The following is a 21,348-nucleotide window of genomic DNA, read 5'->3' as shown; positions in this document are numbered from 1 at the left end:
TACTGGGGCAATGACTAATCGCAGCCCGCTCAACAGGGACGATGCCGGCCCGTCGGCGCTGCAGGAGATCCCGGCGCAGCTGCGGGCCGTCCTCAACGGGATCCCGGCCATGGTGGGTTACTGGGACATGGGTCTCCGCAGCCGCTTGGCCAACGATGCCTACTGCGAGTGGTTCGGGATCGAGCCGCAGCAGTTGAACGGCATGCACGTCCGGGACGTGCTCGGTGACGTGGCCTTCGAAGCGACCCGGCCGCTCATCGAACTGGTGCTCGCCGGAGAGGCGCAACACTTTGACCGGACCCTCGTGAATGCCGCGGGCGAGTCACGCTACACCGAGGTCACGTACACTCCCGATACCCGCGACGGCGCGGTGCAGGGCTTCTTTGTCGTGGTCACCGACATCACGGAGCGGGTGCTGGCCGACCGGCGCCGGCAACGGGACATGGACCGGTACCGTGCCTTGGCGCGCAGCGTCCCCGGCGTCTTCGTGCTCCTCTTCGACGCCGAGCTGCGCTATCTGATCGCCGAAGGCCAGGAACTGGAGACCTTCGGCTACCGCACGGAAGAGCTCGAAGGCCGGCGCATCCAGGACGTACTCAGGGGCAATCTCGCCAGCGAGCTCGAACCGCGCTACCGCGCAGCCCTCGCCGGCCGCGAGGTCTCCTGGAGCCGGCAGATCGGCCACCGCACCTACCGGCTCAAGGCCGGACCGGTCTACTCCGACGAAGACGGCGCGGCCGGTATGGTGGTGGCCGTTGACGTCACTGAGCGCTTGCAGCAGCAGCAGGTATGGGAGGCCTTGCACGAGATAGCGACCGCCGTTGCCCGCAACGCCGCCCCTGCAGACATTTCCGAGCGGGTCGCCGCCATTGTCCGCGAGCTGTTCAACGTGGACTCCGCCGCCGTGGTCCGTTTCACGGGCGCGTCCTCGGCGGAAATCGTCGCCATGGCCCCGAGCCTCCCGCCGACGCTGAGCCGCCGGCACATCTTCGCCCCGACAGACGAGTCCGCCACCGTCCGGGTGGCCGTGACCGGCAAGCCGGCCCTCGTTGTGTACGGGCCGGAGGGCGGGCCGGCGGCGGAGCAGATGCGCGCCGGCGGGTTCCAGTCCGCGGCGGCAGCACCGGTCCGCGTCCGCGGAAGCCTCTGGGGCGTGGTGAGCCTGACCTCGAAATCCCGCACGGGCGTCACGGAAGCCATGATGGAGCGGCTGGCCCAGTTCGCGGAACTCGTCGAGATCGCGATCGGCAACACGGAGGCATGGACCGATCTGGAGCTCCAGGCGACAACCGACGCCCTCAGCGGCCTGCCAAATCGGCGGGCGCTGGAACAGCACCTCGACGAACAGGTGGCGCTGGCCGGGAGACGTGGGACCAGACTCAGTGCCGTCGTCCTGGATATCGACCACTTCAAGAGAGTCAACGACACCCATGGTCACTTGATGGGCGACGTCGTCCTCGCGGAGATCGCGGCCAGGCTCCGGTCGGTCGCCCGCGCCAACGAGATCGTGGCCCGCTTCGGCGGCGAGGAGTTCGTGTGGCTGCTCCCGGAGACTGACGGCGCCGAGGCCCTGTTCGCGGCCGAACGGGCCCGCGAGGCCATCGCCTCCGAACCGTTCGGGGAAGTCGGTTTCCTGACGATCTCCGCCGGAGTCTGCGAGCAGGGCGACGCCACGGCCGGTTCCCTCCTGGATTGCGCGGACCGGGCCCTGTACGAGGCCAAGAACGCCGGCCGCAACCGCACGTCCCGGTACGGTCACGCCAGCCCGGCGGGCCGGACCGCTTCGGCCGGCCAGGCTCGGAACGGCCAGGCGCGGGACGGCACGGACACGCGCGGGGCCTAGACGAAGGCGGACTTCCCCGTCACGGCCCGGGCCACGATCAGCGAATTAATTTCGTAGCTGCCCTCATAGGTATAGAGGATTTCGGCGTCGCCGAAGAGCTTGCCCATCTCATAGTCGCTGCTGATGCCGTTGCCGCCCATGAGGGACCGGCCCATCGCCACCGAGGCACGCGCCAGCCGCGTCGTGGTCGATTTGGCCATCGCGGCCTGGACCATCTCGAGCTTGCCGTCTTCCTGGATCCGCGCCAGCTGGGCCATCAGGGCCAGGGAGGCCGTCGCGTTGCCCAGGATCTCGGCGAGCTGCTGCTGGATGAGCTGAAAGCGGGCCAGTTCCTTGCCGAACTGGCGGCGCTGCAGCGAATAGGCGCGTGCGACGTCGAACGCGGCCAGCTGGATGCCGGCGCCCTGCCAGCCCACCCAGGCCCGTGAATCCCGCAGGAGCTCATTGGCCTTGGAAAAGTCGGTGGCGCCGGGAAGGAGGTTGGCCGCCGGGATGCGGACCTCGTCGAGGACAATGTCGGCGTTCTGCATGATGCGCAGGCCGATCTTGTTGGCGATCTTCGTGGCGGTGTAGCCGGCACGGTCCGTCTCCACGATGAAGCCCTTGATGTGCTGGTCAGCAACGTCCCGGGCCCACACAAGGGCGAAGTCCGCGATGGTGCCGGCGCCGATCCATCGCTTGGCGCCGTTGAGGACCCATTCGCCGCCGTCCAGCCGCGCGGTGGTTTCCAGGCCACCGGCGATGTCCGAGCCGTGGTCCGGCTCCGTCAGGGCGAACGCTCCGAGCTGGGTGAACGCGGTGAGGCCGGGGAGCCAGCGTGCCTTCTGTTCCTCCGAGCCCAGCTCATCGATCATGCCGACAATCAGCTCGTTGTGGATGCCTACGAGCGCCGAGAGGGAGACGTCGGCGCGGGCCACCTCGACGTACATGAGCCCCTTGAAGAGCTTGGACGTGCCGTCCGTTTGCAGCCCGCCCAGACCGTATTTGCCGAGTTCCGCGAGCAGGCCGAAGGGGAACTCCTCGCGGTTCCAGTAGTCGATCGACGCGGCCCGGATCCGGGACTGCAGGAACTCCCGGACCTCCTGGTAGCGGAGCTGTTCGTCCGGCGGCAGCAGGTCCACGATGTACATCAGGTCGGCGTCGGGGAACGGCGGCTGCGCAACTGCTGCTGCGGCGCCTGTCTCCGCCGTGTTTGATTCCGTGTTTGTTTCGGCTGGCGCCGGCTGTCCGCTGGCACGTCCTTGTGGCTGCACGGGCACGTATCCCTTCCTCATGCGCGCCGCCTGCAGAGCAGCGCCGCTCTTCCAAACCCTTGGATGTCCTAGTATATTGCACAGTGATGGGGATCACTAGGCAGGCACCGTGCCGGACCGGCGGGATCCCAGGCAACGGCGCCACGCCCGGAACGGCAGCGCCAGAGTACTTCGAAAGGTGCACCATGACCGTGACTGAGGAATTCCGGGCCGCGCGGGACCGGCTGCTGGCCCTGCGCGGGGACTACGACGGCGCCCGCAGCGAATTCCAGTGGCCGCGCTTCGAGGAATTCAACTTCGCACTGGACTGGTTCGACCAGCTCGCGGCAGACCCGGCCAGGGCGGACAAACCGGCGCTGGTGATCGTCGAACAGGACGGGTCCGCGACCCGGCGCAGTTTCGCGGACCTCTCCCGGCGCTCGTCCCAGGTGGCCAACTGGCTGCGCGCGCAGGGCGTGCGGCGCGGGGACCGGATGATCATCATGCTCGGCAACCAGGTGGAGCTCTGGGAACTTATGCTCGCCGGCATCAAGCTGGGCATCGTCATGATCCCCACCACCACCCTGATGGGACCCGCCGACCTGCAGGACCGGGTGGAGCGCGGCGGCGCATCCTGGGCCGCCGTCGGCAGTGCCAACATCGCCAAGTTCGCCGACGTCGCCGGTGACTACACGCTGATCGAAATCGGTGGCAGCCCCGCGAGTCCCGCCGCAGCCCCGGACAATGTCCGGCAGTACGCCGACGCTGCCGACGCCGGAGTGGACTTCACCCCGGACGCCCCCACCCTTGCCGACGAGACCCTCCTGCTGTACTTCACCTCCGGCACCACGTCCAAGGCCAAACTCGTCGAACACACGCACACCTCCTACCCGGTGGGACACCTGTCCACGATGTTCTGGATCGGGATGGAACCGGGCGACGTGCACCTCAACGTGGCCTCGCCGGGCTGGGCCAAGCACGCCTGGTCTAATGTGTTCACCCCGTGGATCGCCGAGGCGTGCGTGTTCATCTACAACTACGAACGCTTCGACGCCAAGGCCCTCATGGAACAGATGGACCGCGAATCCGTGACCAGCTTCTGCGCCCCGCCGACGGTCTGGCGGATGCTGATCCAGGCCGATCTCACCCGGCTGTTGAACCCGCCCACCAAGGTGGTGTCCGCCGGCGAACCGCTCAACGCCGAGGTGATCGACCAGGTCCACCGTGCCTGGGGCCAGAGAATCCGGGACGGCTTCGGCCAGACCGAATCGACGGTGCAGATCGCGAACACCCCGGGCCAGCCAATCAAGATCGGCGCCATGGGAAAGCCGCTGCCGGGCTACGACGTCGTGCTCGTGGACCCCGCTACGGGTGCGGAGGCCGACGACGGCGAGCTCTGCCTGCGCCTCGACCCCCGCCCCGTGGGGCTCATGAAGGCGTACTACGGCGACCCGGACAAGACGGCGGAGGCTTTCCGGGACGGTTATTACCACACGGGGGACATGGCGAGCCGGGACGAACGGGGCATCATCACGTATGTGGGCCGCGGCGACGACGTCTTCAAGTCCTCCGACTACCGGCTGTCCCCCTTCGAACTGGAGAGCGTGCTCATTGAGCACCCGGCGGTGGCGGAGGCCGCCGTCGTCCCCTCCCCCGACCCGCTCAAGCTGTCGGTGCCGAAGGCGTTTGTGGTCCTGGCGGCCGGGCACCAGCCCGGCCCGGAGCTGGCCGAGGATATCCTGCGGTACTGCCGGGACCACCTGGCCCCGTTCAAGCGGATCCGCCGGCTGGAGTTTGCCGAACTCCCCAAAACGATCTCGGGCAAGATCCGCCGGGTGGAGCTGCGGCACAGCGAGGAGCTGCGCCACGGCGGCGGGCCTGTTCCCGAAGGCTTCGGCGTCGAGTACTCCGACTCCGATTTTCCCGGGCTCAAGAGTCAGGGGTGAGCGTGGGAACACCGCTGCCGCGAGATCCGATCGCCGACGCCCGGCTGAACTGGGAGCGCCACGGCTGGTCCGACGTCGCCGCCCCGATGGCCGCGATCACCGCCATCATGCGAACCCAGCAGATCCTGCTGGGCCGGATCGAGGCCGTTCTCAAGCCGTTCGGACTCACGTTTGCCCGGTACGAGCTGCTGGCCTTGCTCAGCTTCGCCCGCAGCGGGGCGCTGCCCATGAACAAGGCGAGCGCGCTGCTGCAGGTCCACCCCACATCGGTCACCAACGCCGTGGACCGGCTCCAGGACGCCGGGCTGGTGATGCGCTCACCGCATCCCACGGACGGCCGCACCACCTTGATCGAGCTCACCCCCGACGGGCGCGCCCTGGCCAAACGGGCGACGGCGGTGCTGAACTCCGAGGTCTTCGGCCAATCGGGTTTCGGGGACCAGGACGTGGACCAGCTGATCCGGATCCTGGGCACGTTCCGCCGGAACGCCGGGGATTTCAGCGGCTGACTGGCCGTCTTGCCCGACACATTCCTAGACGGCCTGTGGTGTCGGCGGAGCATATTTGAGATGGCGGTAGGCCGTCGGGCTGAGGCCGAAACGGCGTTTGAAGGCCGCGCTCAGCGCAAACGGGCCCCCGTACCCGACCTGGCCGGCGACCTGGGCGGTGGTGAGGTTCGGGTCCGCGAGCAGCTCGCTGGCGAGCAGCATCCGCCAGTTCGTCAGGTAGGTCATCGGCGGCTCGCCGACGACATCGCGGAAGCGGCTGGCCAGCGTGGCGCGGGAGACGTGCAGGCGGGCGGCGAAGGTCTCGAGCGTCCAGGCTTCGGCGGGGGAATCGTGCATAAGCTCCAGCATCGGGGCCACCAGGGAATCCGTGCCTGCCGCCAGCCAGCCGGTGGCCCGCCCGGGATGCTCGGCCGCCCAGGCGCGCACGGCGTGGACCAGCAGCACATCCAGCATCCGGTCGACCACGCTTCCTTGTGCCGGGGCGTTCGTGGTGATCTCGCCGCCGAGGAACCGCGCCAAGGCTGCATCAACGCCGCCGGCGGGGATGATGGCGACACGGGGCAGCACGGCTGTTACCGCGGAACCGATTTCCGCCTCGGTGGTGTAGGTGCCGACGAGCACGACCGTTTCCCCTGCCGACGCATTGCCCCAGGTGCGAACGCCGTGGCTCATGCTGAGGTGGACAGTCTCGCCGGAAGACGTGGTGCATTCCTGACCGGGATGAATGATGATGGTCGCCGCCCGTCCGGGGTCGTCGGCCAGAAGATAGGGGTCAGGCCCGCGGACGACGGCGATGTCACCGGATTCGAGGAGGACCCGCTCGTTGTCCGCGGCACCCGGATCGACGCCGCTGGAGCAGGCGCGGCGGACTCCTGGCGGACGTTCGAGCGGGCCTGGAACCGGGCCAACACCGTGCGATGCGCATTGTCGATCGCTGGCGCGGCAGCCCTGGCCGCTTCGCTGGCCCGGTGATGCCGCGGCTTCCCGGGCAGGTTCACGGCAGGCCCGCCTGGTGGAAATCCTCAGCGGGGCGCGTCGGGGTGGATGCTCCGGGTCTCGCCGCGTTCATGCGGGGGCCGGAGCCAGCCGGGACGGTGGACCTTTGGCAGCACTTTGGTCACCGCCAGGGCCGCGTACATGACCGTATTGATGGCAACAAACGTCGCCAGGATGGCGAACCACTCCGAGTTCAGGAGCGCTTGCGGGAAGAGAACGCCCGTGGGGACGGGCACGCCGGTGAGGCTCATGCGGACTCCTTGACGGCCTCGGCGGCGTTGGTGCGGGTGACGTGTTTCCAGTTCGCGGTCCGGCCCAGCGAAATGTCGATGATGCCCTTGATGTAGACGACGTTCAGGAACATGTCGAAAAAGAGTTCGGGGAAGAGAGTGAGGGCCAAAATCCTGGCCCGCCAGCCGCCCTTCCAGACGGTGGCGACGCGTTCGATCATGAACACCCCGCCAAGTCCCAGCCAGAACGGGAACCAGATCCACACGTCCAGGGAGAACATCATGAGGAAGATCAGCAGCAGGTAGGCGCTGAGGGCAATCACGCCATAACCGATGCCGAGCTGCTGCACCCAGTAGCGCATCGTCTGGGACGTGACCCCGTACGCGCCAATGTTCTCCAGCGCTCCCCGCTGCCATCGCAGCCGCTGCGCCCACAGCGTGGACCAAGTGGGCATGAGTTCGGTAACCACGGTGCATGCCGTCGGTGAAATCATCAGGGCGCCAAGCGACTTGAGCGCTATGGTCAGTTCGTTGTCCTCAGTCAGCGCCGCGGTATCGTACACGTCGCCCTTCGTCCCGGGAAGCGAATCGCCCCGCTGCTCGGCGATGGTGCGCAGGGCGACCGGGCGAAAAAGCGACGCGGTCCCGGTCAGGACGAAAACCCTCCCCCGCCGGCGCTTGATTTCCCGGCCGTAGCGGAGGTACTCGTTGCGCTGGAACTGGCCGAGTACGCCGTGGCCTTCCTCCCCGTAGAACAGGCCGCCCACCGCCATCAGGGCGCGGTCGTCCACGAAGCGGTTCACGGCCGCGCCGAGGAAGCCGTCATCGAGCTGGGTGTCGGCGTCCATCACCATCATTAGGTCGTTGGCACCGAGCCTGGGAAGGATTTGCTTGAGCACCTGGTTCAGGGCGCCGGCCTTCTTTTTCGTGTTGTCGACCGACTCATAGAGCTCGACGCCGGCGTCGCGGGCGATCTCCACGGTGCTGTCGGTGCAATTGTCCGCCACCACGATGATTCGTTCGGGGCTGTGGGACTGTGCCCGCAGGGAGGCGATCGTGGAGGGCAGTGAGACTTCCTCGTTGTGGGCCGGGATGAGCACGGTGACGGTAACAGGGCCCGCATAGACTCCGCGGGTGGCTCCCATCACGATCTTCGGTGCCAGCGGAGCGATCCGAACGTTCGCCGACCGCCGCGACCGGGTGGTGATCCGGCGCTCCAGCAGGGCGACGCCGGCGGCCAGCAGCACGGCGAGCGCGACCGCCGCGCCCAGGATCCGGGCTCCGGGCGCGTTCGTGCTGTAGAGCACGTTCCACACCCCCAGGATGAACCCGTGCGGCTCCCCTTCGGCTTGTGCGCGTCCCCCCGCGGCGACGGCGGCCCACAGGATCGCCGCCGCGGTGCCGGCGATTACTGCGATGACCAGACCTACAGTCCGGTGAAGTTGTCCTCTGCCCACCGTTGGGATAGTAGCAGGGAATCATTGGCACCACCTGTCACATGAGAATCACCCGCCCCGCCTTGATGGGTGCCTATTTTGCCCGGAATCTGACGGGAGTATCGTGGTTCGGAGCCGGACGGTGCCGTCCGGCCAGGCAGCAATTAGTGCTCACAGAGCGTCGATTGGCGATCGCCTAGGAGGGGCCATGACTTCGCCCAGCATCCCCATACCGCAGCCTCCCACGAAGCCGGTGGTCGGCAATTTGGCCGACATCGACTCCAGCAAGGGAATCCTGGGAATAGTCGAGGTGGCCGAGCGGTACGGCCCCATTGTCCGCATCCAGTTCTTCAACCGCAGCATCATCGCCATCTCGTCCCAGCAGCTCGTCAACGAAGTCTGCGACGAGTCCCGGTTCGGCAAGGTACTGGGCGTTTCCCTGCGGCAGGTGCGGGATTTCATCGGCGACGGACTGTTCACCGCACGAACAGAAGAACCAAACTGGCAAAAAGCGCACCGGATCCTGATGCCGGCGTTCGGGCCGGCGGCGCTGAAGCGGATGTTCAACGGCATGGACGACATCGCCGAGCAGTTGCTGCTGAAGTGGGAGCGACTCGGCCCCGCGGCCCGGATCGATGTACCGGACAACACCACCCGGCTGACCCTGGACACCATTGCCCTGTGCTCGTTCAGCTACCGTTTCAACAGCCTCTACCGGGAAGACATGCATCCCTTCGTCGGGGCCATGGTCCGCGGCCTGGTCGAATCCGGGGACCGGGCGCGCAGGCTCCCGGTCCAGAACAAGATCATGCTGCGCAAACGCCACCAGCTCGAGGAAGACCATGCCCTGATGTTCGAGGTCGCCGACCAGATGATCAGCGACCGGCGGCGCAACCCCAGCCCGGCTGGCAGCGAGGACATCCTGGACACCATGCTCAATGCGGCGGACCCGGTGACCGGCGAGCGGTTGAGCGAGGAAAACGTCCGCTACCAGATGGTTACCTTCCTGGTGGCCGGGCATGAGACCACCAGCGGCCTGCTGTCCTTTGCGCTCTACGAACTGCTGCGCCATCCGGATGTCCTGGCCAAGGCTCGCGCCCAGGTGGACGAGGTCCTCGGCACCGAGAGCGCCCGGTTCGAGCACCTGCCCCGGCTGGGGTACCTGGACCAGATCCTCAAGGAGACGCTCCGGCTGTGGCCCACCGCCCCGGCCTTCAACGTCGCCCCGTTTGAGGACACCACGCTTGGCGGCCGCTACGAGGTCCCGGCAGGCCAGCCCATTATGGTCCTGATCCCGCAGCTGCACCGGGACAAGGCGGCCTGGGGCGAGGACGCCGGGATCTTCGATCCGGACCGATTCTCACCTGTTCGGGCCGCAGAAATCCCTGCCAATGCCTGGAAGCCCTTCGGCAACGGGCAGCGCTCCTGCATCGGCCGGGGATTTGCCCTGCAGGAGGCCATGCTGTTCCTGGCCAAGCTCCTGCAGCGCTTCGAGGTCACGGCGGCGGACCCGGGCTATGAACTTCAGATCAAGCACACGCTGACGATGAAGCCTGAGGGGCTGTTCATCCACGTGCGCAGGCGGGACGTCACGATCGCAGCCGGACCCCCGGCCGCCGTCCAACAAGCCGCGCAGGCTGAAGCGGCCGCGGCGGCCGCCGCGCCCAACGGCGTCCCGATTCGTGTGCTCTACGGTTCCAACGCAGGCACGTCCAAGGACTTCGCCCAGCGCATCGCCAACGACGCCGGACGGCGCGGCTACAGCCCCACCATCGGTCCGCTCGACGAGGCGGCCGGCGGGCTGCCGACGGGGGGCCTCGTCACCGTCGTAACGTCCTCCTACGAGGGCCAGCCGCCGGACAACGCCCGAAAGTTCGTGGCCTGGACCGAAGGCCTGCAGCCGGGCAGCCTCGCCGGGGTGCGGTACACGGTCTTCGGCAACGGCAACAAGGACTGGGCGCGAACGTACCAGGAGGTGCCCAAGGCCATCGACGCCCGGTTCGAGGCTGCCGGCGCGACACGGATCTATGACCGCGGCGAAGCCAACGCCCGCGGCGACTTCTTCGGCGATTTTGACGAGTGGTACGCGGGGTTCTGGCCCGCGGTGGACGCCGCCCTGGGGCAGAGGACCAGCCCGCCGACCGCGCAGCCCCAGCTGGAACTCCAGTTCATCGGCAACGTCCGGGATCCGCTGCTGCGCCAGAACGGGCTGGCACTCGGTACCGTCGTCGCGAACCGGGAACTGGTCGATCTGGCCAAGCCCGGCGCCCGGTCCAAGCGGCATGTCGAGATCGCACTGCCCGAGGGAATGAGCTACCGGACCGGGGACTACCTGGCCGTGCTGCCGCTGAACCCCAGCGCCCTCGTGCAGCGCGCACTGGCCCATTTCAACCTCGACTACGACTCGCACGTCCAGCTGAGCATGGAGCGCGGGGACACTTTCCTGCCCACCAGTGCGCCTGTGGCCGTGGGCGAACTGTTGAGCAGCTACGTGGAACTCGCGGTCCCCGCCACCCGCACCCAGCTCGAGGACCTGGCTGATGTCGCGGCGGATCCTGCCCACCGCGCCGAACTCGAGGCCCTGGCCCAGGACCGGGGGCGGTACGCGGCCGAGATTCTCGACAAGCGGGTCTCCCTCCTGGATCTGCTGGAGACGTATCCGTCATGCCAGCTCTCGTTCACCTCGTTCCTGCAACTGCTGACTCAGCTGACCCCCCGGCGGTACTCCATCTCCTCGTCCCCGCTCTGGAGCCCCGACCACGCGACCCTGACCTTCGCCGTCATCGAGGCTCCGGCGTGGTCGGGCCGCGGCGTCTTCGAAGGCGCCTCTTCCACCTACCTCGCCCAGGCCAGGCCCGGGTCAAGGGTGGCGGTTACTGTCCGGCCCTCGAACGCGGCATTCCACCCGCCACCGTCCCTGGAAGTCCCGCTCATCATGGTCTGTGCAGGGACCGGGCTGGCACCCTTCCGCGGATTCGTCCAGGACCGGGCGCTGCGGGCCGAAGCCGAGGACACGACGCCGGCGCCTGCCCTGCTGTTCTTCGGCTGCCGGGCCCCGGACACCGACTTCCTCTACCGCGCGGAACTTGCGTCGTGGGCCGAGCAGGCCAACCTCGATCTGCGGCCGGTCTTTTCCACCGCCCCCGAAGACGGCCTGAAATATGTCCAGGACCGGCTTTGGGCAGACCGGGCCGACGTCGTCGAGCTGGTCCGGCAGGGCGCCACGGTCTACGTCTGCGGCGACGGCAAGAACATGGCGCCGCAGGTCCGGGACACGTGCGCCCTCATCTACCAGGAAGCGACAGGTGCCTCCAAGGAGGAGGCCGAGGCGTGGATGGATGAAGTTGAACGCACGCATGGCAGGTACGTGGCCGACATCTTCACGTGATGCCGACGTACCGGCTTTTGGCGCCGCCGCGCCCTCGCCGGCAGCTAACTAGCGGTGGTTGAACTCCGGCTGCCGCTTCTCCGTGAAGGCTGCCATGCCTTCCTTCTGGTCCTCGGTGGCGAACAGCGAGTGGAACACGCGCCGTTCAAACAGCACGCCCTGGGCAAGCCCGGTCTCAAACGCCGCGTTCACCGCTTCCTTGGCCACCATCGCCACGGGCTTGGATTTGGAGGCGATCACCTCGGCAGCCTTCAGCGCTTCCTCGACGACGTCCGCGGCCGGGACCACACGGGAGACCAGGCCCGCGCGTTCGGCCTCCTCGGCGTCCATGAAACGGCCGGTCAGGATCATGTCCATCGCCTTGGACTTGCCCACAGCGCGGGTCAGGCGCTGCGAGCCGCCCATGCCGGGGAGCACGCCGAGGTTGATCTCCGGCTGGCCGAACTTGGCATTGTCCCCGGCGATGATGAAATCGCACATCATCGCCAGCTCGCAGCCCCCGCCCAGCGCGAAGCCGGACACGGCTGCCACGACGGGTATGCGGAGCCGGGTGAAGTCCTCCCAGCCGCGGAACCAGTCCGCCGCGTACATGTCCATGTAGCCCTTGGACTGCATTTCCTTGATGTCCGCGCCGGCGGCGAAGGCCTTCGCGGAACCGGTAACCACCACGGCACCGACCGCCGGGTCCGCGTCCATCCCGGTGACGGCCTTCACCAGCTCGTCCATCGTTGCCTTGTTCAGGGCGTTGAGGGCTTCAGGCCGGTTGAGCGTCACGAGGCCCACGCGGCCGCGGCGCTCCACCAGGATGTTCGCGTACTGTTCCGTCATGAGTGGTCCCCTTCGGTGGTGCTCGTCTGGTGCTGTTTCTGGTTCTGTTTCTGCGTGTGGCTTCGGTCCGGGACTAATCCCCGGCCGTGCCGGCTTCTGATTTGTCCCGGATGTCGGTGATGATGCCGGAGAAGTCCCGGCCGGCACCGCCTTCCGCGGCAAAGGTATCGTAAATTTCGGCGGCGAGCGGGCCGAGACGGGCCGCGACGCCGGTGCTCTGGAGCGCGTTCAGGGCCAGATTGAGGTCCTTGGCCATGAGCGCCCCGGCGAAGCCGGGCTGGTAGTCCCGGTTGGCGGGGCTCGTCGGGACCGGCCCGGGCACGGGGCAATTGGTGGTCAGCGCCCAGCACTGTCCCGAGGCGGCGGAGGCGACGTCGAACAGTGCCTGGTGGGTCAGCCCGAGTTTCTCGCCAAGCACAAAGGCCTCGCTGACAGCGATCATCGAGACGCCCAGGATCATGTTGTTGCAGATCTTGGCCGCCTGGCCGGCACCGTGCGCGCCGCAGTGGACCACGCGCTTGCCCATGACTTCCAGCAGAGGTTTGACGGCTTCGAAGTCCTCGGGGAGGGCACCGACCATGAACGTGAGCGTGCCGGCCTCTGCCCCCACCACGCCTCCGGATACGGGGGCGTCGACGGCACGGTGTCCGGCCGCGACCGCGAGTTCGGCGGCCTCGCGGGCCTCGTCCACGTTGATCGTGGAACAGTCCAGGAACATGGTGTCCGGGGCGGCCAGTTCAAGCAGGCCGGGCGCACCGCCGGTCCCGCGGTAGGCATCGAGGAGGTGCTTGCCGCTGGGCAGCATGGTCAGCACGACGGCGGCGCCCGCCGCCGCCTCGGCTGCCGTCCCGGCGGTTGGAATGCCGTGCTCCCGTGCGGCGTCCAGGGCCGCCGGCACCACGTCGAAGCCGGTCACCCGATAGCCGGCCTTGACCAGGTTGACGGCCATCGGGCCGCCCATGTGCCCCAAGCCCAGGAAGGCGATGGTGCCGGTAACAGAGGCTCCTGCCTCAGACATTGTTCTTCTCCATGTTCTTCTCCTTCGGAGAAAGCTTCAGTTCGCGCCCGCCCAGCGGGGCGAAGTAGGCCGCGACGTCCGCTCGGGTGACCTCCGCGAGAGTGGCGGGCTTCCAGCGGGGATTGCGGTCCTTGTCCACCACCTGGGCGCGGATCCCTTCGCGGAAGTCCGGCCCGGCGAGGAAGCGCAGGCCCACACGGTACTCCTGCTCCAGTGCCTGCTCCAGGCTCAGTCCGCGGACGCGGCGCAGGGACTCCAGTGCCACTTTCACCGCCGTCGGCGACTTGGCCTCGATAGTGTCCGCGGCGCCGGCGGCCTCCCCGCCCACCGTCCGCAGCCGGCGCAGGATCTCCTCGGCGTCGTCGCTGGAGTAGCAGGCGTCAATCCAATCCTGCTGCCCGGCGAGGACTGACTGCGGAGCCGGTTCGGCGAACCGGGCGACGGCGGCTTCCACCGCCCCGGTCTCGAGTGCCACCGCCAGATCAGCCAGGGCGGCGGAGGGCACAAAGCAGTCGGCGAGACCCAGGAACAGCGCGTCCGCGCCGCTCAGGTGGGCGCCGGTCAGGGCCGCATGCGTGCCGGCCTCCCCCGGCGAGCCGGAGAGCAGCAGCGTGCCGCCGACGTCGGGCACGAACCCGATCGTCGTTTCGGGCATTCCAGTGCGCGTGCGTTCGGTGACGATCCGCACGGAGCCGTGCGCCGAGATCCCCACGCCGCCACCCAGGACCAGCCCGTCCATGAACACCACGTACGGCTTGGGGTATTCAGAAATGAGCAGGTTCAGCCGGTACTCGTCGGCCCAGAAGTCCGCGGTAGCGTCCCCGCCGTCGAGCATGTCCCGGTAGATGGCGACGATGTCGCCGCCGGCGCAGAGGCCCCGGTCGCCGGCGCCGCGGACCAGCACCGCGGCGATCGCGTCGTCGTCGGCCCAGAGCGTGAGCTGTTCCAGCATCGCGGCGGCCATCGCGGCCGTCAGGGCGTTGACGGCCGCGGGCCGGTTGAGGGTCACGACACCCAGACGGCCGCGCCGTTCAAACAGGACTTCCTCGCTCAAGGCCTCGCCGGCCGCTTCCTGCGCAGCCTCCGCCCCCATCAGCTGCCTTCCGGCATGACGAAGCTGGCGCCCTGGCGGATGCCGGATGGCCAGCGGCTGGTGACCGTCTTGGTCTTCGTGTAGAAGCGGAAGGCGTCGGCCCCGTGCTGGTTGAGGTCGCCGAATCCGGAGGCCTTCCAGCCGCCGAAGGTGTAGTACGCGATCGGCACGGGGATGGGGACGTTGATGCCCACCATGCCCACCTGGACCCGGCTGGCGAAGTCGCGGGCGGCGTCGCCGTCGCGGGTGAAGATGGCCACGCCGTTGCCGAACTCGTGTTCGCTGCAGAGCCGGAGGGCTTCGTCGTAATCTTCGGCGCGGAGCACGCTGAGGACCGGGCCGAAGATCTCCTCTTTGTAGATCTTCATGTCCTTCGTGACGTTGTCGAACAGCGTGGGACCGACCCAGAAGCCGCCGTCATAGCCTTCCACCTTCAGGCCGCGGCCGTCGGTCACGAGGCTGGCGCCTTCCTCGACGCCGGAGGCGATGTAGCCTTCGATCCGCTCCTTCGCGGAGGCCGCCACAACCGGGCCGAAGTCGGAATCCTTGGCCAGGCTGTGGCCGACCTTGAGGCCGGCGATCCGCGCCTGCAGCTTCTCCACGAGGACATCCGCGGTCTTCCGGCCGACCGGAACGGCTACCGAGATCGCCATGCAGCGCTCGCCCGCGGAGCCGAAGCCGGCCCCGATCAGGGCGTCCGCTGCCATGTCCAGGTCCGCGTCGGGCATGATCACCATGTGGTTCTTGGCGCCGCCGAAGCACTGGGCGCGCTTGCCGTTCGCTGCGGCGGTGGCGTAGATGTACTGGGCAATGGGTGTGGAGCCGACGAACCCGATGGCCTGGACCCGGGGATCCTCCAGCAGCGCATCCACGGCCTCCTTGTCCCCGTTGACCACGTTGAAGACGCCGTCGGGGAGGCCCGCCTCGGTGAAGAGCTCGGCCAGGCGCAGCGGCACGGAGGGGTCACGCTCGGAGGGCTTGAGGATGAAGGCGTTGCCGGCGGCCAGCGCCGGCCCGGACTTCCAGAGCGGAATCATGGCCGGGAAGTTGAACGGCGTGATGCCGGCAACGACGCCGAGGGGCTGGCGCATCGAGTGCACGTCGACGCCGGTTCCGGCGCTGTCCGAGAACTCGCCCTTGAGCAGATGCGGGGCACCGGCGGAAAACTCGACCACTTCGATGCCGCGCTGGATGTCACCCTTGGCATCGAGGAAGGTCTTGCCGTGCTCGGAGGACAGCAGGGTCGCGAGCTCGTCCATGTGCTCGTTGACCAGGTCCACGAACTTGAGCAGGATCCGGCCGCGGCGCTGCGGGTTCATCGCGGCCCATTCCACCTGCCCCTTTTCCGCGCTGGCAATCACATTGCGCACTTCCTCTGCGCTTGCCAGCGGCAGCCGGGCCTGGACCTCGCCGGTGCAGGGATCAAACACATCGCTGAACCGGCCGGAGGTGCCGTCCACCCGCTGCCCGTCAATGTAATGGGATAGTTCTCGAACCATGACCGAATGCTCCTTTGCATGTGACCTAGATCATCTCTGCAGCAGAATATACTCGGACTTCCTACTAATTTCCAGAGGACAGAATCCGCTGGCGGCTTCGTCCGGGGGCCAAGTTCGGTAAGTTAGGGACTGTGAAGATAGCTACCTGGAATGTGAATTCGCTCCGCGCCCGCGCCGACCGCGTGGAGGCCTGGCTTCAGCGCACGGACTGTGACGTCCTGGCCATCCAGGAAACCAAGTGCAAGGACGAGAACTTCCCCTGGGAGCTCTTCGAGAGCATGGGCTACGAGGTGGCACACTTCGGCCTGAGCCAGTGGAACGGCGTCGCGATCGCCTCCCGCGTGGGACTGGACGACGTCGAACGCACCTTCCTGGACCAGCCCATGTTCGGCAAGAATGGCAAGGACGCCGTGCAGGAGGCCCGCGCCATCGGCGCCACGTGCGGCGGTGTCCGGGTCTGGAGCCTCTACGTCCCCAACGGCCGCGCCCTCGACGACGAACACATGCCCTACAAACTCAACTGGCTGGACATCCTGAAAACCCACGCCGGCACCTGGGTCAAGGAGGACCCCGAGGCGCAGATTGCGCTGATGGGCGATTTCAATATCGCACCCCAGGATGACGACGTCTGGGACATCGACTACTTCCGCGCCGAACGCCTCACCCACGTCAGCGAGCCCGAGCGGGCCGCCTTCCACGCCTTTGAGGAGGCCGGCTTCCAGGATGTGGTCCGCCCGCACACCCCGGGACCTGGCGTCTACACCTATTGGGATTACACGCAGCTCCGCTTCCCGAAAAAGGAAGGAATGCGGATCGACTTCATTCTTGCCTCCCCGGCCCTGGCGGCACGGGTCACCGGTGCGATGATCGACCGCGAAGAGCGCAAGGGCAAGGGCGCCTCAGACCACGCACCGGTGCTTGCGGAACTGGCGGACTAATGGCTGCCGCCCAGGAAGCGTCGTGATCCAATGACGGGGAACATTTACCATGGACAGGCCGGACTGCCGTTCTCTTCCGCGCTCCGGATCTATGAGCCCCTCGAGGCGTTCCCCGAGAAGCAGCAGGAAACCCTGCGGGCCGCCGGCGCCGGGCAGGCGTCCCGCGCTGCTGTGGAGAACGCCGAGCTCCTGGCGTCCCTCGGCCGCATCACCCGGTCCGACGGGGACCCGTTTCCCACCGGCCGGACCGACCTCGTCCGCGTCGTCCCGGCCCCGGCACGGCGGGCGCCGTCCGGCGCAGCGCACAACGACGCCGAGTCCGGTCCCGGGACTTCCGCCGCACCCCAGGCCGACCGGCTGCTGTACTGCCCCAGCCAGATGGTCCTCCGCGCCGGGCTGGCCGCCAATGCCCTGATGGAAGGCATCCACGGGCCCCTGGCCCAGCTCCTGATCCCGGAAGAACAGCGGGACAAGCACCAGGAACGCATTGATGAGGTGCGGGCCCACGATGGCCTGAGCCGGGTCCATACCCGGGCGTCCACGTGGGGCATTCCCTTCAGCTGGTTCTGCCTCTTCCAGGAATCGGATCCGACCGACGTCGTCGAATCCGAGGGCCACATCGTGACGGTCCGCATCCGTGCGGGCATCGGCAAGGCACTGGAGCGCGTGAGCTACGCGGTGGCGCACCTGGCCCTCGCCGCACCTGATCTCGACATGCTCGAGGACCTGACCCAGCTCACGGAATGGCTTGAGCTCTTCCACCCGGATTCGGCAGTGGAACTCGATTACGGCGGAGTGGCAGACAAGGTCTATCCGGACGATTCGCCCCTGGACGTGCGCCTCGGCATCGAGTGCCTGGCGGAGGGCGACATGACCGGCGCCGCCGCGGCCTACCGCCGGCTGGCCTCACGCTGGGTGCCGATCCGCCAGCTGGCCCGCGCTTCCTAGGCCTCACCGGACCGCAACCCCCTGCGGCGGGCGCGGGACAGCTGACACAGCTGATCCGCCGAACGCCGTCGCTAGCGGAGCCGAGCGGACTTCCGCAGCGGCGGCGCCGTCGTTGTCCGCACAATCAGCCGGTGCGGCGCCACGGCGGACTGAACGGCCCCGGCAATTCCGTCGAGCTCGTCCAGCAGCATCTTGGTGCCGAGTTCGGCTTGCAGGTCCGGCCGCTGCCCGACCGTGGTGAGCCCCATGGCCTCGGCGAAGTCGTGGTCATCGATGCCGATGACCGACAAATCCTCCGGGACGCGCACACCGGCCTTGTTCGCCTCGAAGATGACGCCCATGGCCATCTCATCCGAGGCGCAGAAGATTGCTGTGGGCTTGGACCCGTCGGCGGCCCAGAGCCGCCGGAACGCCTCCTGGCCGCTGCGAACGGTGAAGTCCCCCCACACGTCCCATTCGGCCCGGGCGGGCAGCCGCGCCTCGCGCATGATGTCGTGGAAGGCCTGGATCCGGACCCTGGGGACGTCGAAGTTGAGGTCGGTTTCGTCATCGCCGTGCAGGAGCGCGATGTCGGTGTGGCCCAGCCCGATCAGGTGGCGGACTGCGGTCGCGGCCGCGGCGTAGTCGTCAATGCCAATGTAGGGACACTCCTCGACATGGCCGCCCACCACCACCAGCGGGATATCGATCTTCTGGAGATGCTCGATTTCCTCGTGGGTGAGCGCCATACAGAGGACCAGCAGTGCGTCGATCTGCTTGTAGACCATGGTCTTGCTGAAGAGCCGCTCACGGTTGCTGCCGTGGCCGCCGAGGTTGAAGAGGGAAAGGTTGTACTGACGGGAGTGCAGTTCCCGGTCGGCGCCCTCGATGGCCTTGGAGAAGAACCAGCGGCTGACGAACGGTGCCAGCACCCCAATGGTCTTGGTCCGGCCCGTCGCCAGGCCCGACGCCGAGGACGACGCGACGTAGCCCAGGGATTCGGCAATGCCGAGGATCTTCTCCCGCGTTGCCGGGGAAACGCGGGGCAAACCGCGGACGGCCCGGGATACGGTGGCCGTGGATACGCCGGCAGCGGCGGCAACATCCTCAATGCTGACGCCGGAGTGGCCGCCGCGCTGCGCCCTTTCTGTCCGTGCCACTTGTGTCCCCTTGTTGACGGTCCGCGGAAGCCGGTCGGCTGCCCGCAGACGTGTTGCACCCGCCTCGCCGCGGCGGATAAATAGTCCTGGCCCCTGGGCTGCCTAGGCGCGCCGGCTGGCGGTCCGGCGCGGCAAGCGCCGGCGCAGCCGGATCATGCCGTAGAGGGCCAGCAGCATGGCGAGCAGACCCAGGGCCCAGAAGAGGGCCGGCTGGGCGGTCACCTCCATCCAGACGGTGACCACCAGCAGCACTACGGCCCAGAAGCCCAGGAACCCGATAATGATGTCGAAGTCCTCGCCGGAACGCACCTTTCGACGCGTCGCCGGCACGTGGCCCTGGTTCTGCTCGTCAGTCATGGCGCCGCAGTCACTTAACCGCGCCGGCGGTGAGGCCCGCAACGATCTTACGCTGGAACACGAGCACCAGGATGACCAAGGGAATGGTCACAATGGTGCCTGCAGCCATGATCGCGGTGTACGGAATCTGGTTCGGCTGCGCACCGGCGAAGCTGGCAATGGCCACAGTGACCGGCTGCGTTGCGTCGGACGAGAGCTGGCTGGCGATCAGGAATTCATTCCACGAGGAGATGAACGCCAGGATGGCCGTCGTGAAGATGGCCGGGGCGGCCAGCGGCATGATCACCTTCCGGAACGCCTGTCCCTGCGTGCAGCCGTCCACGCGCGCCGATTCCTCGAGCTCCCACGGCATCTCCCGGAAGAAGGACGTCATGGTGTAGACCGTCAGCGGCAGCACGAACGAAATGTTCGGGATGATCAGTGCCTGGTAGGTGCCCATCCAGCCGATGTTCGTGAACAGCTGGAACAGCGGCGTGATGAGGGCGACGCCCGGGAACATGGAAGCCCCCAGGATGAAGCCCAGCACGAGGTACTTGAACTTGAAGTTCAGGCGGGCCAGGGCATAGGCGGCAAACACGCCAATCACCAGCGAAACCAGGGTGACCACGGTGCCGATGAACAAGCTGTTGAGCAGCGCCTGGCCGAAGTGGTTGCCGAAGGACGTATCGAATGCTGTCTTGAAGTTGTCCAGCGTCACGTGGGTCGGCAGGATCGAAGTGTCGTAGGTGTAGCCGACGTCGCGGAACGCCGTCACCACCATCCAGTAAGCCGGAGCGAGGCACCAGAAGAGGATCACGACCGCACTGATGTAGGTGCGTCCCTGGGCCCACTTCTCGCGGTTCTGCGCGACCTTCCGCCCCCGGTCCTGCTCTGCGCGCAGCTCGGTTGCGGCGCTCGTCGAGGCGGTCATTTCTTCCCCTTACCTGCGCCGGTCTGCTCCACGACGTTCGCTCCAAGGAAGCGTACGAAGATGAAAGCCACCAGAAAGATGATGATGAATGTGATGGTGGACAAAGCCGCCGCCGCGTTGAAGCCCTGCCTGATCTGGTTGATCACCAGGATGGACAGCGTGGTGGTGTTGTTCGCCCCGCCCGTCAGGATGTACGGGAGGTCGAACATGCGCAGTGCGTCCAGGGTGCGGAACAAGATGGCCACCATGAGCGCCGGCTTCACCAGCGGCAGGGTGATCATGCGGAACCGCTGCCAGGCTGAGGCGCCGTCGACCTTGGCCGCCTCGTACACTTCCGCGGGAATCATCTGCAGGCCGGCAAGAATCAACAGCGCCATGAACGGCGTGGTCTTCCAGACGTCCGCGATGATCACGGCCCACCTGGCAGGCCATTCGCTGCCGGTCCACAGGACGGTGGTGTTGAAGAGTTTGTTGCCGATGCCTTCGAAGGCGAAGATGAACAGCCACAGCTTGGCCGTAACGGCGGTGGGGATGGCCCACGGCACCAGGACGGCTGCACGGACCAGGCTGCGGCCCTTGAAGGCCCGTGCCATGATGACGGCCATCCAAAAGCCGAGCACTGTCTCCAGGGCCACCGTGACGATGGTGAAGAAGAAGGTGGTGCCGGTGGCGGACCAGAACTGCGCGCCGAGGGTTCCCGGCGGGCAGTCTACGGTCCCGCCGTCCGGAGCCGGGCATTGCTGGAAGATCCAGTTGTAGTAGTTCGAGAAGCCGGCCGGGCCGCCCTCGACGAAGAGCCCCGTGGCGGGGTCCAGACCGGCATCCTTCTGGAATGACATCACAATGGCGGTGATGATCGGGTACACGATCACTACTGACAATGCGAGGATAGTCGGCGCCAGGAGCCAGGCTGCCCAGCGCCCCTGCGTCGCGATGCGGTTGTCCTCCCCAACACCCTTGGGTGCGTGGTGGATCGGTGCCCCGCCCGACGCCGGTGCCTTGACCGACGTCGGGCCTACTTCAGTTGCCATGATGGAC

At 67.4% G+C, this 21,348-nt stretch carries 19 protein-coding genes; 7 read left to right on the top strand and 12 right to left on the bottom strand.

Annotated features, from left to right (window positions below; translation table 11 throughout):
- Window positions 1-10: 10 nt before the first annotated feature.
- A complete protein-coding gene (locus LQV16_RS08640) occupies window positions 11-1,843 on the top strand; it encodes a diguanylate cyclase (RefSeq protein WP_229993482.1) in 1,833 nt (610 codons plus the stop codon).
- Here LQV16_RS08640 and LQV16_RS08635 read toward each other — a convergent pair.
- The gene (locus LQV16_RS08635) at window positions 1,840-2,973 is read right to left on the bottom strand and encodes an acyl-CoA dehydrogenase family protein (protein ID WP_229993503.1); all 1,134 of its coding nucleotides are present in this window, start codon (window positions 2,971-2,973) and stop codon (window positions 1,840-1,842) included. The genes LQV16_RS08640 and LQV16_RS08635 overlap by 4 nt on opposite strands.
- 308 nt (window positions 2,974-3,281) lie before the next feature.
- On the opposite strand from LQV16_RS08635, the gene LQV16_RS08630 reads away from it, so the two are divergent.
- Together LQV16_RS08630 and LQV16_RS08625 are read left to right on the top strand one after the other, a co-directional pair.
- Window positions 3,282-5,021: an AMP-binding protein gene (locus LQV16_RS08630; protein ID WP_229993481.1), complete on the top strand. Its 1,740-nt coding sequence runs from the start codon at window positions 3,282-3,284 to the stop codon at window positions 5,019-5,021.
- A 2-nt stretch (window positions 5,022-5,023) separates the two neighbouring features.
- Window positions 5,024-5,530 carry a MarR family transcriptional regulator gene (locus LQV16_RS08625; RefSeq protein ID WP_229993502.1) on the top strand — a complete coding sequence of 169 codons (507 nt, stop codon included), beginning with the start codon at window positions 5,024-5,026 and terminating at the stop codon, window positions 5,528-5,530.
- A 24-nt stretch (window positions 5,531-5,554) separates the two neighbouring features.
- Here the strand turns inward: LQV16_RS08625 and LQV16_RS08620 are convergent, their stop codons facing one another.
- Window positions 5,555-6,325 (bottom strand): AraC family transcriptional regulator, encoded by a 771-nt coding sequence (locus tag LQV16_RS08620; protein WP_229993501.1) that lies wholly within the window; start codon window positions 6,323-6,325, stop codon window positions 5,555-5,557.
- Between LQV16_RS08620 and LQV16_RS08615 the strand changes: the two genes are divergently transcribed.
- Window positions 6,251-6,502, top strand: a complete 252-nt coding sequence (locus tag LQV16_RS08615; protein ID WP_229993480.1) for a hypothetical protein — start codon at window positions 6,251-6,253, stop codon at window positions 6,500-6,502. The two genes, LQV16_RS08620 and LQV16_RS08615, sit on opposite strands and share 75 nt — an antisense overlap.
- A 50-nt stretch (window positions 6,503-6,552) precedes the next feature.
- Here the strand turns inward: LQV16_RS08615 and LQV16_RS08610 are convergent, their stop codons facing one another.
- Window positions 6,553-6,777, bottom strand: coding sequence for a hypothetical protein (locus LQV16_RS08610; RefSeq protein WP_229993479.1), 225 nt, complete (start codon window positions 6,775-6,777; stop codon window positions 6,553-6,555).
- On the bottom strand, window positions 6,774-8,213 hold the full coding sequence (locus LQV16_RS08605; RefSeq protein WP_229993478.1) for a glycosyltransferase family 2 protein: 1,440 nt from the start codon (window positions 8,211-8,213) through the stop codon (window positions 6,774-6,776). Before LQV16_RS08605 ends, LQV16_RS08610 begins: the two co-directional genes overlap by 4 nt.
- 187 nt (window positions 8,214-8,400) lie before the next feature.
- On the opposite strand from LQV16_RS08605, the gene LQV16_RS08600 reads away from it, so the two are divergent.
- On the top strand, window positions 8,401-11,580 hold the full coding sequence (locus tag LQV16_RS08600) for a cytochrome P450 (protein WP_229993477.1): 3,180 nt from the start codon (window positions 8,401-8,403) through the stop codon (window positions 11,578-11,580).
- 48 nt (window positions 11,581-11,628) lie between these two features.
- Here the strand turns inward: LQV16_RS08600 and LQV16_RS08595 are convergent, their stop codons facing one another.
- The 4 genes from LQV16_RS08595 to LQV16_RS08580 form a co-directional block, all read right to left on the bottom strand.
- A complete protein-coding gene (locus tag LQV16_RS08595; protein ID WP_229993476.1) occupies window positions 11,629-12,408 on the bottom strand; it encodes an enoyl-CoA hydratase in 780 nt (259 codons plus the stop codon).
- A gap of 73 nt (window positions 12,409-12,481) precedes the next feature.
- Window positions 12,482-13,426, bottom strand: coding sequence for a 3-hydroxyisobutyrate dehydrogenase (gene mmsB / locus LQV16_RS08590; protein WP_229993475.1), 945 nt, complete (start codon window positions 13,424-13,426; stop codon window positions 12,482-12,484).
- Window positions 13,419-14,519 (bottom strand): enoyl-CoA hydratase/isomerase family protein, encoded by a 1,101-nt coding sequence (locus tag LQV16_RS08585; protein WP_229993474.1) that lies wholly within the window; start codon window positions 14,517-14,519, stop codon window positions 13,419-13,421. Before LQV16_RS08585 ends, mmsB begins: the two co-directional genes overlap by 8 nt.
- Entirely contained in the window at window positions 14,519-16,018 is a 1,500-nt protein-coding gene (locus LQV16_RS08580) for a CoA-acylating methylmalonate-semialdehyde dehydrogenase (RefSeq protein ID WP_229993473.1), read from the bottom strand. The genes LQV16_RS08585 and LQV16_RS08580 overlap by 1 nt, the downstream gene beginning before the upstream one ends.
- Before the next feature lie 131 nt (window positions 16,019-16,149).
- Here LQV16_RS08580 and LQV16_RS08575 point away from each other — a divergent pair, with 131 nt between their 5' ends.
- Window positions 16,150-16,956, top strand: coding sequence for an exodeoxyribonuclease III (locus LQV16_RS08575; protein ID WP_229993472.1), 807 nt, complete (start codon window positions 16,150-16,152; stop codon window positions 16,954-16,956).
- Window positions 16,957-16,986: 30 nt separating this feature from the next.
- On the top strand, window positions 16,987-17,904 hold the full coding sequence (locus LQV16_RS08570) for a hypothetical protein (protein ID WP_229993471.1): 918 nt from the start codon (window positions 16,987-16,989) through the stop codon (window positions 17,902-17,904).
- Window positions 17,905-17,975: 71 nt separating this feature from the next.
- Here the strand turns inward: LQV16_RS08570 and LQV16_RS08565 are convergent, their stop codons facing one another.
- The 4 genes from LQV16_RS08565 to LQV16_RS08550 all read right to left on the bottom strand — a co-directional run bounded on the left by LQV16_RS08565 (window position 17,976) and on the right by LQV16_RS08550 (window position 21,341).
- The gene (locus LQV16_RS08565) at window positions 17,976-19,043 is read right to left on the bottom strand and encodes a LacI family DNA-binding transcriptional regulator (protein ID WP_229993470.1); all 1,068 of its coding nucleotides are present in this window, start codon (window positions 19,041-19,043) and stop codon (window positions 17,976-17,978) included.
- Between the two features lie 102 nt (window positions 19,044-19,145).
- Entirely contained in the window at window positions 19,146-19,400 is a 255-nt protein-coding gene (locus tag LQV16_RS08560) for a hypothetical protein (protein WP_229993469.1), read from the bottom strand.
- A gap of 10 nt (window positions 19,401-19,410) precedes the next feature.
- Window positions 19,411-20,310 (bottom strand): carbohydrate ABC transporter permease, encoded by a 900-nt coding sequence (locus LQV16_RS08555; protein WP_229993468.1) that lies wholly within the window; start codon window positions 20,308-20,310, stop codon window positions 19,411-19,413.
- Window positions 20,307-21,341 (bottom strand): sugar ABC transporter permease, encoded by a 1,035-nt coding sequence (locus LQV16_RS08550; RefSeq protein WP_229993467.1) that lies wholly within the window; start codon window positions 21,339-21,341, stop codon window positions 20,307-20,309. Before LQV16_RS08550 ends, LQV16_RS08555 begins: the two co-directional genes overlap by 4 nt.
- Between the last annotated feature and the right edge of the window lie 7 nt (window positions 21,342-21,348).

The sequence above is a fragment of the Arthrobacter sp. Bi26 genome, from assembly GCF_918697925.1.
Classification (GTDB): domain Bacteria; phylum Actinomycetota; class Actinomycetes; order Actinomycetales; family Micrococcaceae; genus Arthrobacter.
The sequence above is the reverse complement of the archived record's forward strand: the minus strand, read 5'-3'. Positions and strand labels throughout refer to the sequence as shown.

Bases quoted from the DNA above. Each gene is read 5' to 3' on its own strand.
- LQV16_RS08640 (WP_229993482.1), top strand. From the start codon at position 11: ATGACTAATCGCAGCCCGCTCAACAGGGACGATGCCGGCCCGTCGGCG.
- LQV16_RS08635 (WP_229993503.1), bottom strand. From the start codon at position 2,973: ATGTACATCGTGGACCTGCTGCCGCCGGACGAACAGCTCCGCTACCAG.
- LQV16_RS08630 (WP_229993481.1), top strand. From the start codon at position 3,282: ATGACCGTGACTGAGGAATTCCGGGCCGCGCGGGACCGGCTGCTGGCC.
- LQV16_RS08615 (WP_229993480.1), top strand. From the start codon at position 6,251: ATGAATGATGATGGTCGCCGCCCGTCCGGGGTCGTCGGCCAGAAGATA.
- LQV16_RS08610 (WP_229993479.1), bottom strand. From the start codon at position 6,777: ATGAGCCTCACCGGCGTGCCCGTCCCCACGGGCGTTCTCTTCCCGCAA.
- LQV16_RS08600 (WP_229993477.1), top strand. From the start codon at position 8,401: ATGACTTCGCCCAGCATCCCCATACCGCAGCCTCCCACGAAGCCGGTG.
- LQV16_RS08595 (WP_229993476.1), bottom strand. From the start codon at position 12,408: ATGACGGAACAGTACGCGAACATCCTGGTGGAGCGCCGCGGCCGCGTG.
- mmsB (WP_229993475.1), bottom strand. From the start codon at position 13,426: ATGTCTGAGGCAGGAGCCTCTGTTACCGGCACCATCGCCTTCCTGGGC.
- LQV16_RS08585 (WP_229993474.1), bottom strand. From the start codon at position 14,519: ATGGGGGCGGAGGCTGCGCAGGAAGCGGCCGGCGAGGCCTTGAGCGAG.
- LQV16_RS08580 (WP_229993473.1), bottom strand. From the start codon at position 16,018: ATGGTTCGAGAACTATCCCATTACATTGACGGGCAGCGGGTGGACGGC.
- LQV16_RS08570 (WP_229993471.1), top strand. From the start codon at position 16,987: ATGACGGGGAACATTTACCATGGACAGGCCGGACTGCCGTTCTCTTCC.
- LQV16_RS08560 (WP_229993469.1), bottom strand. From the start codon at position 19,400: ATGACTGACGAGCAGAACCAGGGCCACGTGCCGGCGACGCGTCGAAAG.
- LQV16_RS08555 (WP_229993468.1), bottom strand. From the start codon at position 20,310: ATGACCGCCTCGACGAGCGCCGCAACCGAGCTGCGCGCAGAGCAGGAC.
- LQV16_RS08550 (WP_229993467.1), bottom strand. From the start codon at position 21,341: ATGGCAACTGAAGTAGGCCCGACGTCGGTCAAGGCACCGGCGTCGGGC.